This is a genomic window from Exiguobacterium sp. RIT594, assembly GCF_003339585.1.
Classification (GTDB): domain Bacteria; phylum Bacillota; class Bacilli; order Exiguobacteriales; family Exiguobacteriaceae; genus Exiguobacterium_A.
Genome location: NZ_QPKF01000007.1, coordinates 1 through 15353, shown reverse-complemented (window position 1 = coordinate 15353; position 15353 = coordinate 1). Strand labels below are relative to the sequence as shown.

The window sequence follows — 15353 nt, the reverse complement described above, 5'->3', positions numbered from 1 at the left end:
ACGTCACCTCTTCTTTTTACTTAATCAACCAACTCATGAATGCGCTGAGCCCTGAATCGATACCGAAGATGAAGACACCCATAAAAATGACCATACCGATTACAGTCAGTGTATACTTCGTCAGTTCTTTTCGTTTCGGCCAGCTCGTCTTTTTCAGTTCATTCCATACGTCACGCAAAAATTTCATCGTACTTTCCCTCCAGGATGTAGTAAATGGGGATAGATGAAGCCTTATTTCGCTTCTTTATGAATCGTATGCGCGTTACAACGGCGACAGAACTTCTTCAGTTCCAAGCGGATGCTGACATCCTCTTTTTTCATCGTCGTGTAGTCGCGGGCACCGCAAATATCACAAGCAAGGCCTACTTTCTTCGCCATCTCAAACGACCTCCTTCTTTGCCACTCCTTCTCTTCAAGAAGAGAATCCTCTCTAAAAAAGAGCGTAAAAAAAAACGCCTATGAGCGGCGTCTCGCTAGTAAGGCGCTATTTATACAGTAGCACACCCGGTTAACGGGGTCAATCCACCTCTCGATCAGACCGTCAGTTTTCGTGCTTCAAGATACCGTTCCAGCTTTTTCTTCACACGTTGAAGGGCATTATCGATTGACTTGACATGACGATCGAGATCATCCGAGATTTCCTGATAGGTTCTTCCGTCGAGATAGAGCGCCAGTACTTTTCGCTCCAGATCACTAAGGATTTCATCCATCTTACTTTCAATATCCGCATACTCTTCCCGGTTCACGATCAACACTTGCGGATCCGACGGGGCTGTCGATGTGATGATATCGAGTAACGTCCGTTCCGATTCGTCATCGTAAATCGGCTTATCGAGCGAAATGTAGGAATTCAGCGGAATATGTTTTTGACGCGTTGCGGTTTTGATTGCTGTAATCATTTGCCGGGTAATACACAGCTCAGCAAAGCCTTTGAACGAAGCCAGCTTATCCGTGCGGTAATCCCGGACTGCCTTATACAGACCGATCATACCTTCCTGGATGATATCTTCCCGGTCCGCTCCGATTAAAAAGTAAGACCGTGCCTTGGCGCGTACGAAGTTCCGATACCGCTCGATCAGAAATTCGAGCGCATCACTGTTGTCAAATACCTTCGCTTGTTCCACAAGCGCCTCATCGGTCATGCACTCAAACTGGTCGAACGAAACCAAACTCATCCGTCATCCCTCCAAGCTTCTCTAACAAACTAATCGATTGTTTCTAATTATACAATAATTTCCTGTCTTACGACAATGAAAATTGGCATGACCTCTTTTTTCCCCTGTTAATCGTGCGAAGACGTGACATCTGAGGTATCAAAAAAAGCGAATTTCACGACTTTATCGTGAATCCGCTTTTTCATTTTCTTCATGAATCTGAATTTTTACGCCGCCGGATCTCTTCAAGCCGTTCAATGACATCAGCCGGCATATCGATTGTCGAACGTGGTTTCTTGCTCGTCTTCGACGCAATCGTCTGTCCACGGATGACGGCAACCGCCGCCTTCCAGTCCCGTCGTAATTCCTGCGCCGAGATCCGAAGGGCACCGAGCGTGAAGATGACCCACTGTTCGGTGAAATCGTTGGTCGCAACCGTCAGCTTGACCCGGATATCCTGTAACCATTCCGCCGCTGTTTTCTCAATCCATTCATCCGCCGTTTCGTTTTCCCGTGTATAGATGACTTCGATACCGCTTTTCCTGATCCGGGATTCTCTCCCCGGTTGGAGATAGGCATCGAAGACAATCGTCACACTGATTCCTGTCACGGCTTGGTACTCGGCCATCGCATCGACCAATCGTTCCCGTGCTAATTCAAAATCCTGCTCCCGCAATGTCCGGAACTCCGGCCATGCGCCAATGATATTGTAGCCATCAACGATCAGACGGTCGTATTTCATCGCGAATACGGCTTTCTTGTCCGGTAGACCTCATATAACAACAACGAGGCAGCAACTGATGCGTTGAGTGACGTGACATGTCCTGCCATCGGGAGATGAACAAGGAAATCGCATTTTTCGCGGACAAGCCGGCTCATGCCTTTTCCTTCACTGCCGATGACGATTCCAAGTGGCATCGTTCCGTCGAGCGTTCGGTAGTCATCACTCTCACGGGCATCCGTCCCGACAAACCAAATCCCTTTTTTCTTTAAATCTTCCATCGTCCGCGTCAAGTTCGTCACACGAACGACCGGGATATGTTCGATTGCCCCTGTCGAAGCTTTCGCGACAACCTGTGTCAATCCGACAGACCGGCGTTTCGGAATAATGATTCCGTGGGCACCGACGGCATCTGCCGTCCGGAGAATCGATCCGAGATTATGCGGGTCTTCGAGTTCATCGAGTAAAATCATCAATGGCGTCTCGTCTTTCTTTTCTGCCAGTGCAAAGATATCGTCGAGTTCTGCATACTCATAGGCAGCGACGGCAGCAACGACACCCTGGTGATTGTCGCTTCCCGTCAAACCGTGTAGTTTCGAGCGTGGAACGATTTGTGTCTGGACACCTGCCTCTTTCGCCATCGCATGGATGACGGCAAGCGGTCCTTTCTGCTGCCCTTCTTGGATGAAGAGCTTGTTCATCTCACGACCCGTCCGTAACGCTTCGAGAACCGGATTCCGTCCGTATAAGAAATCCTGTCCTTCTTCGAGCGGTTCGATCACGATGGTCTCTTCTTGTTTGGGCTCAACTTTCTTCTGTTTCGCTTTTTCGCCATGCGGCTTGTCTTTTTGTTTACGTGCCGGTTGGAACGATTTATTTTCCGTCCGTTGCTTCGGCTTCGAGTAATTCGAACGCTTGTCCGATGAGTTCTTCAAGACGATCCCCTCCTTCTGCAAGATAGACATATCCGAGCAATGCCTCAAACGCCGTTGCGTACCGGTACGTATGGACATCCGTACTTTTCGGAACGGAACCTGATTTAGCGTTCTTCCCGCGCCGGACGACAGCCTGCTCTTCTTCTGTCAACGTATTTTCATTTAACCAGTGTGTCACGACGAAGGCTTGCGCCTGAGCGCGGACATAGCGGATGGCCGCTTGATGCAGTTCACCCGGTTTGACATATCCCTTTTCAAGCAACCGTTCCCGGACATGCATTTCATAGACAACATCACCCATATAGGCGAGCGCCAGCGCATTTAATTGTTTGTAGTTCTTCATCCGCGCTTCCACCGCATCCCTTGCGCTGTATCCTCAAGAAGGATGCCTTGGTCACGTAGTTGATCACGGATCGCGTCCGCACGGGCAAAGTCACGTTCTTTCCGTGCCGTATCCCGATCACGAATCAGCTGTTCGACTTCTTCATCGAGTAACCCTTTTTCGATTGTCAACGTGACTCCGAGGACTGTCGATAGTTCATCAAAGACTGCCAGGAATCGTTCCAGCACTTCTGTTGCGACTTGGTCTTCGCCGAGGTACAGGTTTGCTTCTTTCGACAGATCAAACAAATCGGTCACAGCGTTCGCTGTATTGAAATCATCATCCATCGATGTAATGAAGTGTTGCTTGATTTCTTCGATCCGGTTCAGCCATTTGTCCGTTGCCGTTCCAAGATTAGCCGTCATCGTCAAACGGTGTTCAACGTTTGCGACGGATTCCCTGATCCGCGCGAGACCGTTTGCCGCCTGATCGATCAGGTCACGGCTGTAGTTGATTGGATGACGGTACTGGACCGACAGCATGAAGAAACGTAAGACCATCGGATCGACGGCTTGAATCGCTTCGTGGACCGTCAGGAAGTTGCCGAGTGATTTTGACATCTTCTCGTTTTCGATGTTGAGGAATCCGTTATGCATCCAGTAGTTTGCAAACTTTTGTGAGTTGCAGGCTTCCGATTGGGCAATTTCATTTTCATGGTGCGGGAATTTAAGGTCTTGTCCGCCCGCGTGGATATCGATCGTATCCCCGAGATACTTTTTCGCCATCGCCGAGCACTCTATGTGCCAGCCGGGACGACCTTCTCCCCATGGACTCGTCCATGCCGGTTCACCCGGTTTTGCCGCTTTCCATAAAACGAAATCGAGCGGATCCTCTTTTTTCTCACCGACTTCAATCCGCGCACCCGAGCGGAGTTCATCAATCGACTGTTGGCTCAATTGACCGTAATCTTTAAAGCTGCGTGTCCGGAAGTAAACATCTCCGCTTGACGCGTAGGCATTTCCTTTTTCGACGAGGACTTCGATGAAGGCGATGATATCGTCCATCGTTTCCGTGACGAGCGGATGAATATCCGCTTTTTGGACATTCAATGCACCTGTATCCGCGTGATAGGCTTCAATGAATCGTTTCGTCAGCGCGTGATAATCTTCTCCGAGTTCGTTCGCTGTCCGGATGATTTTATCGTCGACATCCGTGAAGTTCGAGACATATTTCACTTCGTAGCCCCGGTACGTAAAGTAGCGGCGGACCGTATCGAAGACGATGGCCGGACGGGCATTCCCGATATGGATGTAATTATAGACAGTCGGTCCACAGACATACATCTTGACCTTTCCTTCTTCGAGCGGTTTAAACGGTTCCTTTTTTCCGGTCATGCTGTTGTAAAGTTGTATCATGGCGGTGTCCTCCTTGTATTCGTTCAATCTCACGTTTTAATTGTTCCAGTTCCAGTTCAACCCGTTCCTGGCATTCGCGAACCGGATCAGGTAATTGATGATCAAGCGGCGCATCGACTTTTATTCCGTCTTGTATCACGACACGTCCGGGAATTCCGACAACGGTCGCATTTGACGGCACATCTTTTAGAACGACCGAGCTTGCGCCAATCTTCGATGAATCACCGATCGTGATATCACCGAGGACACGTGCTCCGGCTGATACGAGGACACCATTTCCGAGTGTCGGATGCCGTTTGCCCGTTTCTTTCCCTGTTCCCCCGAGTGTCACACCTTGGAATAAGGTGACATCGTCGCCAATAATCGCTGTCTCACCAATGACGACGCCCATACCATGGTCGATGAAAAAACGCCGGCCGATCGTCGCACCGGGATGAATCTCGATTCCCGTCAGGAACCGACTGAATTGCGACAACATCCGTGCGGCGAGATGCAGATTCATCTTCCACATACGATGCGCCAATCGATGCATCCAGACGGCATGTAATCCCGGATAGGTCAAGACGACTTCCATCGTACTCCGGGCTGCCGGATCCTGTTTAAATACATTGCGGATATCTTCACGCATCCGTGTCATGTTCGTTCTCCTCTCCATAAGAAAAAGCGCCTCCGTGCATCGCTGCACAGAGACGCCAATCAGCGCGGTCCCACTCTGTTTGGATGAACTGAACCATCCCTCTCCGGTCCGTTAACGCCGGAGATACGTCTACGCCTACTCTCACTGATTTCGGGCAGCACTCAGAGGGGCATTTCGAAAGCGCGTCCGTTCAAGCTTTCTCACCATGCAAGCTTGTCTCTGTATAACGGACATCGTTCCTACTTTCCTCATCTACGCTTTATTTTATGCGTCCAGACGCGCGAGTACGCGGTCTTTTCCTAATAATTGAATCGTGTTCGGGAGCTCCGGTCCATGTGTTTGTCCGGTCGTTGCGACACGGATTGGCATGAACAGATTTTTCCCTTTTTGTCCGGTCGCTTTTTGAGTCGCTTTGATTGCGCCTTTGATCGCTTCCGGTGTCCATTCTTCAAGCGTCCGCAACTGATTCGCGAATTCACTTAAGACTGCAGGAACAGTTTCTCCTGCCAAGACAGTGTTTGCTTCTTCATCATACACCAGTTCATCCTCAAAGAACATCTCTGAAAGCTCGACGATTTCTGCGCCGTGTGTCATCTGTTCCCGGTATAATCCGACCAGATTTTGTGCCCAGACAAGCTCTTCTTCCGTCGGTTCGCTTGCAACGCGTCCCGCGTCCTGCAGGAATGGCAGGCTCGCTTCGAATACTTCTTCGAACGATTGGTGTTTCATGTATTGACCGTTGATCCAAGCCAGTTTTTGCTGGTCAAAGACAGCCGGACTCTTCGACAAACGAGATGCATCAAAGATTTCGATGAACTCTTCTTTCGTGAAGATTTCCTGTTCACCGACCGGCGACCAGCCGAGTAACGTCACGAAGTTCAGTAACGCTTCCGGCAAGTAACCGAGATCTTTATACTGCTCGATGTATTGGATGATCGACTGATCACGTTTCGACAGTTTTTTGTGTTCTTCGTTGACGATTAATGTCATATGTCCGAATGTCGGGTACTCCCAACCGAATGCATCATAAATCATCATTTGTTTTGGTGTATTCGAGATATGATCGTCCCCGCGGAGGACATGGCTGATTGCCATCAAGTAATCATCGACGACGACAGCGAAGTTGTACGTCGGGATCCCGTCTTTTTTGACGATGACCCAATCACCGAAGTCTTTTGATTCGAACGAAACGTCTTCTTTGACGATATCGTTCCATGTGTAGGTGACGCTTTCCGGAACACGGATCCGAATCGACGGTGTCCGGCCTTCTGCAACGAACGCCTCTTCTTGTTCTTGCGTCAGGTTGCGGTGTGCACCTGAATAACGTGGTGCTTCCCCACGTGCGATTTGCGCTTCCCGTTCCGCTTCGAGCTCTTCCGATGTCATGTAACAGCGGTAAGCCAGTCCCTTTTCAAGTAACTCGTCTGTGTATTTTTTGTACAGATCGAGCCGCTCCATTTGGAAGTAAGGACCATAGTCGCCACCGCGACCCGGACCTTCATCCCAGTCGATGCCGAGCCACTCGAGGTACTTCATCTGACTTTCCACACCACCATCGATGTTTCGTTTCTGATCCGTATCCTCAATCCGTAAAATCATCTTACCGCCTGCGTGTCGTGCAAACAGGTAGTTAAACAATGCTGTTCGTGCATTTCCAATATGAAGGTGTCCCGTTGGACTTGGTGCATAACGTACACGTACTTCTGCCATTACCGATCCACTCCTTTAGTCTAAAATTCGCTTACCTAGTATACCTTATTCTTCGATTCGTTTCAGCAAAATCACAGCCTGACATGCGATTCCTTCTTCACGCCCGGTAAAGCCGAGCCATTCTGTCGTCGTCGCCTTGACGTTGATCTGTTCGATATCCGCTTCAAGCAGTTCCGCGATCCGTGCCCGCATCGTATCGATATACGGACGTAATTTCGGTGCTTGTGCAATGACGGTCGCGTCTAAATTGCCCAGTTCATAACCTTGTGCTTTGACGAGTGCATACACGTGCTGCAGCAATTTTGCTGAGTCAGCATCTTTAAATTCCGGATCCGTATCCGGGAAGTGTTTCCCGATATCACCCGCCGCAATCGCACCAAGCGCTGCGTCAGCAATCGTATGTAACAGGACGTCCGCATCCGAGTGACCGAGTAACCCTTTCGTATGCGGAATCTCAATCCCACCTAAAATCAGTTTGCGGTCCTCTGCAAAAGCATGTACATCAAATCCTTGTCCAATTCGGATCATCTTCATTTCCCCCGTTTCGTTAGAATGGCTTCTCCAAACAATAAATCGTCCGGCGTCGTCACTTTAATGTTCTCGTATTGTCCGGTGACCCAAGTCACCGTTCCTCCGTCCCATTCTATCAAACTTGCGTCATCCGTACCTAAAAATTCCGTCGCCGCCTTCGCATGAACAGTTCGAATCCGCTCCAACTCAAAGGCTTGCGGTGTTTGGGCTGCCATCAGCTGATCCCGGGGAACCGTCTCGACAATCGCGTCGCCGTCAATCCGTTTGACGGTATCCTTAATCGGCACACCTAAAATCGCAGCTCCGGTCTCTTCAGCTGCTTGGACGACCTGCTGAATCGATTCGATCGTCACGAATGGTCGGGCTCCGTCATGAATCAGGACGATACCGGGTGCTGTCACCGCTTCTAGTCCACGCTGCACACTTTCCTGACGCTCGCGTCCACCCGGGACGAGACGGATCGACGTCTTGTATGGTGCTGTGATACGTTCGAACCATGGTTGCTCCGCCGGATTAATTGCCAAAATGATTTCAAGACAAGCCGGATCCTGCTCAAAGACATCCAGCGTCCATTCGATGATGGACCGGTTTCGTAACGTCAGCATTAATTTGTTTCGATCTGCTCCCATCCGTTTCCCTGCTCCGGCGGCCGGAATGACAATCCGGTATGTGTGCTCTTTCATCTAGTTCCCTCTTTTCCCATAAGTAAAGACTGCCAAAAGAGATTTGGCAGTCTGCTGTTTATTTTTCCTGGGGTTTCGCGAAAATCATCCGTCCGGCAGATGTCTGCAGCACACTGGTCACGACAACACCAATCGTTTTCGAAATCAAATGTTTTCCTTCTTCCACGACGACCATCGTTCCATCCTCGAGATAGGCAATTCCCTGTTTCTGCTCTTTTCCTTCTTTGATGACGAGGACCGTCATCTCTTCACCGGGGATGACCACCTGTTTGACGGCATTCGCCAGATCGTTGATGTTCAAGACCGGTACATTCCGTACTTCACAGACCTTATTTAAGTTGTAGTCGTTCGTGACGACGATTCCTTTAATCAGTTCTGCCAGCTTAATCAACTTGATGTCGACTTCCGGAACATCCTCAAAGTCCCCGTCATAAATCTCGACTTCCATGCCCGGAATCGATTGCAATTCCTTCAGCACATCGAGCCCGCGACGTCCGCGGTTTCGCTTCAGTGTATCTGATGAGTCCGCAATATACTGCAACTCGCCGATGACGAATTGCGGAACAATCAGTTTGCCTTCGACAAATCCTGTTTTTGCGATATCCGTAATCCGGCCGTCGATGATAACACTCGTATCGAGGACTTTACTGTTTGATTTTGCGACAACAACAGGCTCAGCCGCTTTTTTCTCCGTCTGATTGTTACTGTTGCGCAAGAAGACTTTCGTCAGTTCGTGACGCTTCCGGTAGCCGACCGTAAATCCGAGGTAACCGAACAGTACTGCGACAATCATGGTTAACACATTACTGAGTAAAGGAATACCGACAAGTTCAATCAGCATGCTGACAAGAAAAGCCATGACGAGACCGACCAATAAGCCGAATGTGCCGAAAAATAGATCGGCGACAGGTGCTTTCACTAACTTTTCTTCTAAAAACCGGAGAAGCCGAATCACAGAATCCGTAATGAATAATCCAATTAATAAAAATATGAGTGCACCAATCGTTCCTGTTACGTATGTGGTCATCAACCATTCCGGGAAAGCCATCTTCGTCGCCGCTTCAATCAGCTGAAACAATTGAGGAAGCAACAAGATACCAAGCGCAAGACCTAGTAACGCAAAAAAGATCCTGATGACGATTTTCAATCTTCCCACCTCCTTTTATTATTTTAAGTTCATTGTAACATGTATTTATTTGAATCACCTACGCCTTAAGATGGGGAAACTGTTTACAGGTCTGTTACACCTTCCCCATCTTTTGCCGTAGTTGAAACCGCTTAAAACGGAATCGTTTCCCGTAATGCTTCATCCACACTCTCGACTCCGATTACCGTGATGCCGGGCGGATATGTCCAACCTCCCAGATTATTCTTCGGAATGATGGCACGGGTGAAACCAAGCTTCGCCGCTTCCGCGACCCGTTGTTCGATCCGTGAAACACGTCTGACTTCGCCCGTCAGCCCGACTTCGCCGATGACGACATCTGTCGGTCGGGTCGGCTTATCGCGGAAACTGGATGCGACCGCGACACAAATTGCTAAATCGATGGCCGGTTCATCGAGTTTGACTCCACCCGCCGCCTTAAGATATGCATCTTGCGTCTGGAGCAACAAGCCTGACCGTTTTTCCAGAACCGCCATCAGCAAAGCGACTTTATTCTGATCAATCCCGGTCGCCATGCGACGCGGGTTACCGAACGATGTCGGAGAAATCAATGCTTGCAGTTCCACAAGAACTGTCCGCGTTCCCTCCATCGAGGCGACGATCGTCGAACCGGATACACCGGATGTCCGTTCTTCGAGGAAAATCTCCGATGGATTCAGGACTTCCTCAAGACCGGATTCACGCATTTCAAAAATACCGATTTCATTCGTCGAACCGAACCGGTTTTTGACTGCCCGTAAAATCCGGAACGTGTGGTGGCGCTCCCCTTCAAAGTACAAGACGGCATCTACCATATGCTCAAGTAAACGCGGTCCGGCAATCGATCCTTGTTTGGTTACGTGACCGACGATAAAGATGGCAATACCACGACTCTTCGCGATTTTCATCAGCATCGCTGTACATTCCCGGACTTGCGTGACACTGCCCGGAGCCGACTGAATCTCATCGATATACACGGTTTGAATGGAGTCGATGATCAAAAAGCCCGGATTTTCTTCGTCGACGACCCGTTCGATCATGTTCATGTCTGTCTCACTCAAGACAAACAGGTCCTGTGTCGGCAATCCGAGGCGTTCCGCCCGCAGTTTCGTTTGTTTCAGCGATTCTTCCCCTGAAATGTACAGGACTTTTTCTCCACGCGCCGCAAGACGGGCACTGGTTTGAAGCAAGATCGTCGACTTCCCGATTCCGGGATCGCCGCCGACAAGAACCATCGAGCCCGGTACGATTCCACCGCCGAGGACCCGGTCAAATTCACCGCTGCCTGTAAAGACACGGCTTTCTTCCTGTGACAAGATATTTGATAAGCGTTCCGGTTTTAATTGTTTGGTTGTCGTATGCACGAAGGCAGAACCGCGCCGTGCTTTTTTCTCTTCAACGACTTCTTCGATCATCGTGTTCCATTCGCCACAGCCGGAACAGCGTCCCATCCATTTGGGAGATTCCGTACCACAACTCTGGCAGACAAATTTCGTCTTTATTTTAGCCAAGCGATTCATCCTTTCTTTTTATCAAGAAAAAAATCCAGCTTTCGCCACATACTTGCGAAAGCTGGACCCTGTTGATCAATTATTCAGTCGTTGCTGGTTCAGCCTGATGACGGCGGACGATGAATTCACCATCTTCGACATCAAGTGCCACCCGCTCACCTTTTTGAATATCACCTGCAAGCAAGGCTTCTGACAAACGATCCTCTGCTTCCCGTTGAAGAGCACGACGGATAGGACGGGCTCCGTATTCCGGATCGTATCCGATATCCGCGATTTTCGAGAGCGCGGCTGGCGTCAACTCGAAATGCACTTGTTGTTCCGCAAGACGTTTTTCAAGCGTTTTTGCCATTAATTTCACGATTTCTTCGATGTGTTTTTTCTCAAGTGAGTGGAAGACGATTGTTTCGTCAATCCGGTTCAAGAATTCAGGACGGAAGGCTTTTTTCAGCTCATCCATGACTTTCCCCTTCATGTCTTTGTACTCACGGTCCGTATCATCGGAGACTGCGAAACCAACGTATTTGTTACGTTTGAGTGCACTTGCTCCGACGTTTGACGTCATGACGATGATCGTATTTCGGAAGTCGACTGTCCGGCCTTTTGAATCCGTCAAGCGACCGTCGTCAAGCACTTGAAGCAAGATGTTGAAGACTTCAGGATGTGCTTTTTCGATTTCATCAAGCAAGATGACAGAGTATGGTTTCCGGCGTACTTTTTCTGTTAACTGACCGCCTTCTTCATACCCGACGTATCCCGGAGGAGAACCGACAAGACGACTTGTCGCATGTTTCTCCATATATTCGGACATATCGATCCGGATGATGGCATCTTCGTCACCGAACATCGCTTCCGCGACAGCCCGGGCCAGTTCCGTTTTACCGACACCGGTTGGTCCGAGGAAGATAAATGAACCAATTGGACGTTTTGGATCTTTTAGACCGGCTCGCGCACGGCGAATTGCTTTGGAAATCGATTTAACGGCTTCGTTTTGACCGATGACACGTCCATGAAGGATTTCTTCAAGACGCAATAAGCGGTCGGTTTCTTCTTCAGCAATTTTCGTGACCGGAACACCTGTCCAGTTGGCGACGACTTGTGCGATATCGTCTTTCGTCACTTCTAATTTTTCATTGCCTTGCTTGTTCTGCCATTCTTCTTTTAAGCGTTCCAATTCATCACGCAATTTTTGTTCTGTATCACGGAGACTGGCTGCTTTTTCGAATTCCTGGCTTTGAACGGCTTCGTCTTTGTCTTTACGAATACCTTCAAGCTTCGCTTCGACTTCTTTTAGGTTTGGTGGTGCTGTATAGGAGCGCAAACGAACTTTTGAAGCGGCTTCATCAATCAAGTCAATCGCTTTATCCGGTAGGAAACGGTCCGAGATGTAACGGTCCGAAAGTGTGACTGCTTCTTGAATGGCTTCATCCGTAATCGTCACACGGTGGTGTGCTTCATAACGGTCACGAAGACCAAACAAGATTTGTGTCGCTTCATCTGTTGTTGGTTCAGCCACTTGAATCGGTTGGAAACGACGTTCGAGTGCCGCATCTTTTTCGATGTATTTCCGGTACTCATCGAGCGTTGTCGCTCCGATACACTGGAGTTCACCACGGGCGAGTGACGGCTTGAGGATGTTCGAGGCATCAATTGCCCCTTCTGCTCCACCGGCACCAATCAATGTGTGCAATTCGTCGATGAAGAGAATGATATTTCCGGCCTGACGAATCTCATCCATGACTTTTTTCAAACGGTCTTCGAACTCACCACGGTATTTTGTTCCGGCGACGAGTGTTCCCATATCGAGAACCATGACGCGTTTATTCCGTAACGTCTCCGGCACTTCATTGTTGATGATTTGTTGGGCAAGACCTTCGACGACGGCTGTTTTACCAACACCCGGCTCTCCGATCAAGACCGGATTGTTTTTCGTTCGACGGCTTAAGACTTCGATGACACGTTGGATTTCTTTCGCACGGCCGATCACTGGATCAAGACGTGTTTCCCGTGCCTGTTGTGTCAAATCTCGTGCGAGACCGTCAAGCGTCGGTGTCGCGACACCAGACCCTGCTTGCGATGCATTGGCTGTCGTTTCACTGTTACCAAGCAGTTGAAGCACCTGCTGACGGGCTTTAGAGAGACTGATGCCAAGGTTGTTCAAGACACGTGCTGCGACGCCTTCTCCTTCACGGATCAGGCCGAGCAAGAGATGCTCCGTGCCGACGTACGAATGACCGAGTTTACGGGCTTCATCCATCGACAGCTCGATGACTTTTTTCGCGCGTGGTGTATAGTGAATCGTCGTCGCACCGTCTTGACCGCGACCGATTAAAGCTTCAACTTCCATTTGAATCTTATCTGAACTGAGTCCGAGTGCTGTTAAGGCTTTCGCCGCAATCCCGTCTCCTTCACGTACAAGTCCGAGTAAAATGTGTTCTGTCCCGATATTATGGTGACCAAGACGTACCGCTTCTTCTTGAGCAAGTGCGAGTACGCGTTGAGCACGTTCTGTGAATCGTCCAAACATCATTACGCAAAACCTCCTTGTGTGTGATCCCTGTTTGTCTGTTCGGTTAACATCTGACGAATGATACTCGCACGTTCGATGTCCCGTTCTCTTGATGTTAATTGTTTCCCGAAATGCTTTTGTAGAAAACCTGTTTGTAACGATACAAGTAAATGATGAAACAAGTTTGGCGGAAGTTCCACGGCCAAACCGAGGCTATCGGCTAACCGGACATCCGATAAACGCTCCGTTGCTTCCCGTGCCGTAATTAATCGGGCCGATCGCAAAATTCCGGATGACCGGTAAAGCCGGTCTTCTAGTTCTTCTTGATACGTCTCCAATAATCCTTTTCTTGCCGCTTGTTCTGCCTCAATTAATGCTTCAACAGCAAATTGATAATCCGTAATCAGCATATCCTCACTCGCTCCAAGTGTCCGTTGATTCGATAATTGGAACATTCGACCGGAAGCATCGCTTCCTTCGCCGTAACGCCCGCGAATTGCAAAACCGAGCTGCCGCAGGTGTTTAATATACCCTTGGATTTGATTGGTCAGGACGAGTCCCGGTAAATGCAACATCACCGAAGCCCGTAGGCCTGTACCGACGTTACTCGGACAAGTCGTCAAATAACCGAGCGTATCATCAAAAGCTATCTTGAAGCGTTCACTGATTAAACGATCGACCTGCTTTGCCACGCGAAAAGCTTCTTCTAACTGCAAACCCGGTAACAGGGTTTGAATACGAAAATGATCTTCTTCATTCACCATGACACTGATCTGTTCATCTTCACTGATAAAAAGTCCGGTTCGTGGATGTGTCGCAAGGGCAGGACTGATCAAATGTTTTTCTACTAAAGCAGTTCGCGTTAAGGCATCAACTTGATCGACCCGCCCGAATTGAAATCCTTTTAGTCCGGATAATTGACGTTCTGTTTCGTTGATTAACGCATTTGCCTGTTCTTCTGTCATTCTTGTCGAAAAAGGATAATGGGCTACGTTACGCGCTAAACGAATTCGTGTCGAAACGACGATATCATCGTAAGGTGCCTGTTGATCCATCTTTTGACTAAGAGGTTGCGTCAATAGTTCTTCAAACATGGCGCAAATCCTCCTCCACATTTACAATCTGCTGTTTAATGAGTTCTGCTTCTTCATAGTCTTCCGATAAAATCTTACGGTTCAACTGTTCTTTGAGTCGACTCAACTGTTGTGCCAATCTTTTTTCGACCGACTCTTCTTCAGGACGTGAACCATAATGTTTCGTATGACCGTGTTGAAACTGACGAATCATCCCATCTACTTCTTCTTTAAAAAACGAATAGCATGTTGCACAACCAACTTTTCGCAAATGTAAAAGTTGTTGGCGTGTCATCCCACATGAAGGACAAGCGGTTTCTTGATAGGCTTTTGCCAGTTCTTTTACACAAACAGAACAAAGAACTTGTTCTGTTCCCTCTTGGTCTTGTGGGAGTTTGACACGGACGACAGCTTCTCGTTCACCACACCGCTGACAACGCATACACATTCCTCCCGTGTCACAGTCGCTTAATGGTTTGCAGGACGGTCTGCATCAAATGAGCCCGCATCCGGCGTTGATCCTCAAGTGCCATTGGTAGACTTTCCTTTTGCAACAACGATTGAATCAAAATCGCTTCTCGCCGTGTCAACAGCTGCTCGTTTACTAAACGAATCAGATAATCTTCTGCAGCTTGTTCGGTTAAATCGTTTCCAACCCATTGGCTGACTTCATCTAACAGATCATGACTATCTAAAATGACAATCTTTTGAATGCGGATATACCCACCGCCACCACGTTTACTTTCAACAAAATAACCCTTTTCAACCGTAAAACGGGTGTTGATGACATAATTGATTTGTGAGGGTACACAATCAAAACGTTCTGCAATTTCCTGGCGTTTGATTTCAATTTTTTTCTCATCATGTAAAATCTGCTTTAAATAGGCTTCGATGATATCTGTGATGTTTTGCATGGGCACCACCTCTCTGACCATCTTTGACTATTGTTTGATTTAATAGTAATCATCTTAAAAGTGAAATGCAACCATTTAGGCTTTTCATTTAGCATAC

The 15353-nt window shown here is 48.6% G+C and carries 17 protein-coding genes and 1 other annotated feature; all 17 genes read right to left on the bottom strand.

What is annotated here, in order from left to right:
- Positions 1–16: 16 nt before the first annotated feature.
- A complete protein-coding gene (gene secE / locus DVG79_RS14570) occupies positions 17–187 on the bottom strand; it encodes a preprotein translocase subunit SecE (protein WP_014969138.1) in 171 nt (56 codons plus the stop codon).
- A gap of 44 nt (positions 188–231) precedes the next feature.
- A complete protein-coding gene (gene rpmG, locus DVG79_RS14565; protein WP_012368993.1) occupies positions 232–378 on the bottom strand; it encodes a 50S ribosomal protein L33 in 147 nt (48 codons plus the stop codon).
- A gap of 155 nt (positions 379–533) precedes the next feature.
- Complete coding sequence (gene sigH, locus DVG79_RS14560; RefSeq protein ID WP_012368992.1) at positions 534–1175, bottom strand: RNA polymerase sporulation sigma factor SigH; 642 nt, start codon at positions 1173–1175, stop codon at positions 534–536.
- A 190-nt stretch (positions 1176–1365) separates the two neighbouring features.
- Positions 1366–1896 carry an NYN domain-containing protein gene (locus DVG79_RS14555; RefSeq protein WP_114597363.1) on the bottom strand — a complete coding sequence of 177 codons (531 nt, stop codon included), beginning with the start codon at positions 1894–1896 and terminating at the stop codon, positions 1366–1368.
- On the bottom strand, positions 1893–2657 hold the full coding sequence (gene rlmB, locus DVG79_RS14550; protein ID WP_026826906.1) for a 23S rRNA (guanosine(2251)-2'-O)-methyltransferase RlmB: 765 nt from the start codon (positions 2655–2657) through the stop codon (positions 1893–1895). Before rlmB ends, DVG79_RS14555 begins: the two co-directional genes overlap by 4 nt.
- Before the next feature lie 91 nt (positions 2658–2748).
- Entirely contained in the window at positions 2749–3153 is a 405-nt protein-coding gene (locus DVG79_RS14545) for a Mini-ribonuclease 3 (protein ID WP_114597362.1), read from the bottom strand.
- Positions 3150–4547, bottom strand: coding sequence for a cysteine--tRNA ligase (gene cysS / locus DVG79_RS14540; RefSeq protein WP_114597361.1), 1398 nt, complete (start codon positions 4545–4547; stop codon positions 3150–3152). The genes DVG79_RS14545 and cysS overlap by 4 nt, the downstream gene beginning before the upstream one ends.
- Complete coding sequence (gene cysE / locus DVG79_RS14535) at positions 4501–5184, bottom strand: serine O-acetyltransferase (protein ID WP_114597360.1); 684 nt, start codon at positions 5182–5184, stop codon at positions 4501–4503. Before cysE ends, cysS begins: the two co-directional genes overlap by 47 nt.
- A gap of 45 nt (positions 5185–5229) precedes the next feature.
- Positions 5230–5448 (bottom strand) — a binding site (T-box leader).
- Entirely contained in the window at positions 5449–6894 is a 1446-nt protein-coding gene (gltX, locus tag DVG79_RS14530) for a glutamate--tRNA ligase (protein WP_114597359.1), read from the bottom strand.
- 45 nt (positions 6895–6939) lie between these two features.
- On the bottom strand, positions 6940–7422 hold the full coding sequence (ispF, locus tag DVG79_RS14525; protein WP_041261398.1) for a 2-C-methyl-D-erythritol 2,4-cyclodiphosphate synthase: 483 nt from the start codon (positions 7420–7422) through the stop codon (positions 6940–6942).
- 2 nt (positions 7423–7424) lie between these two features.
- Positions 7425–8108: a 2-C-methyl-D-erythritol 4-phosphate cytidylyltransferase gene (ispD, locus tag DVG79_RS14520; RefSeq protein ID WP_114597358.1), complete on the bottom strand. Its 684-nt coding sequence runs from the start codon at positions 8106–8108 to the stop codon at positions 7425–7427.
- 58 nt (positions 8109–8166) lie between these two features.
- Complete coding sequence (locus DVG79_RS14515; protein ID WP_114597357.1) at positions 8167–9255, bottom strand: PIN/TRAM domain-containing protein; 1089 nt, start codon at positions 9253–9255, stop codon at positions 8167–8169.
- A 131-nt stretch (positions 9256–9386) separates the two neighbouring features.
- Positions 9387–10763, bottom strand: a complete 1377-nt coding sequence (gene radA / locus DVG79_RS14510) for a DNA repair protein RadA (RefSeq protein ID WP_233494618.1) — start codon at positions 10761–10763, stop codon at positions 9387–9389.
- Positions 10764–10842: 79 nt separating this feature from the next.
- Complete coding sequence (gene clpC / locus DVG79_RS14505; protein ID WP_114597355.1) at positions 10843–13290, bottom strand: ATP-dependent protease ATP-binding subunit ClpC; 2448 nt, start codon at positions 13288–13290, stop codon at positions 10843–10845.
- Positions 13290–14363 carry a protein arginine kinase gene (locus DVG79_RS14500; RefSeq protein WP_114597354.1) on the bottom strand — a complete coding sequence of 358 codons (1074 nt, stop codon included), beginning with the start codon at positions 14361–14363 and terminating at the stop codon, positions 13290–13292. The genes clpC and DVG79_RS14500 overlap by 1 nt, the downstream gene beginning before the upstream one ends.
- Positions 14356–14784: a hypothetical protein gene (locus DVG79_RS14495; protein ID WP_114597353.1), complete on the bottom strand. Its 429-nt coding sequence runs from the start codon at positions 14782–14784 to the stop codon at positions 14356–14358. Before DVG79_RS14495 ends, DVG79_RS14500 begins: the two co-directional genes overlap by 8 nt.
- A gap of 16 nt (positions 14785–14800) precedes the next feature.
- Positions 14801–15256: a CtsR family transcriptional regulator gene (locus tag DVG79_RS14490; RefSeq protein ID WP_114597352.1), complete on the bottom strand. Its 456-nt coding sequence runs from the start codon at positions 15254–15256 to the stop codon at positions 14801–14803.
- Positions 15257–15353: the final 97 nt, after the last annotated feature.